Origin of the sequence: Desulfovibrio sp. 6_1_46AFAA (genome assembly GCF_000224635.1) — a bacterium.
Classification (GTDB): Bacteria; Desulfobacterota; Desulfovibrionia; order Desulfovibrionales; family Desulfovibrionaceae; genus Desulfovibrio; species Desulfovibrio fairfieldensis.
In genome coordinates, this window is the sequence record NZ_JH114312.1 from 1 (window position 1) to 899 (window position 899).

The 899-nt window shown below is 67.0% G+C and carries 1 protein-coding gene; it reads right to left on the reverse strand.

The window, feature by feature from the left end; all coding sequences use genetic code 11:
* Positions 1–881: glycosyltransferase family 2 protein (locus HMPREF1022_RS17795; protein ID WP_009304028.1), on the reverse strand; the 881-nt coding region annotated here is incomplete at its 3' end.
* Between the last annotated feature and the right edge of the window lie 18 nt (positions 882–899).

The following is an 899-nucleotide window of genomic DNA, read 5'->3' on the forward strand; positions in this document are numbered from 1 at the left end:
CGCCCGGAAATACGCCGCAAGGCGCGCACAAGCCCGTCCTCACGTGCCGTCAATGCCAGGCGCGCGGCCAGGCGTATTGTGGCGGGCAGCAGCAGAAAGGCCAGCGCGCCCCATTGCCCGCGGCGGGTCAGATCGCTGGCGAACAGGCGGCGGAAGCCGCGCCCCATGCGCCGGAACTCCTTAAGGTAGCTGAAGATTTCCACCTTGTGGTGCCAGCTTTTGGGGTGCAGCCGCCAGCGGGTGAGCTTTTCCGGCACAAAGGCAAAGGGCGCGAGCGCGGCGAGCTGGGCCCAGACCCACCAGTCCAGCCAGCGCGGCACGGGCGTTTGCAGGGAGATACGGCGCAACAGGCCGGTTCTGGCCATGGCGCAGGAAAAGGTGGGGATTTTGTTTTCCAACAGAAAGGGGCGCACATCGCAGTGCGCCGGGGCAAGCCGGGCATGCCAGCGCATGACGCGCGGCACATAGCCCTCAAACCAGGCCATATCGGCTCCGGGCATGGCAAAGGGGGCTATGTCGTTGCAGACCACGCCCGCGTTGTTTTTTTCCGCTGTTTCCAGGCGGCGTTCCAGACACAGGGGATGCCAGAGGTCGTCGGCCTCCAGAAAGGCCGTCCAGCGGCCCCTTGCTTCTGCCAGCGCCAGAGCCAGGGCGGCGGGCAGGCCGTGATTTCTGCCGTCCGCATGGGTCAGCAGGCGCACTCTGGAGTCGCGCGCGGCAAAGCTCCGGGCCACGGCCGGGGATTGGTCCGTGGAACCGTCCTCCACCAGCAGCAGCTCGAAATCCGCCATGCTCTGGCCCAGCACGCCGCGCAGCGCGCCCGGCAGATAGCGGGCGTAGTTGTAGCTGGGCACGATGACCGTGACGGCGGGAGCGGACATGAAAGATCTCCCGGAAGG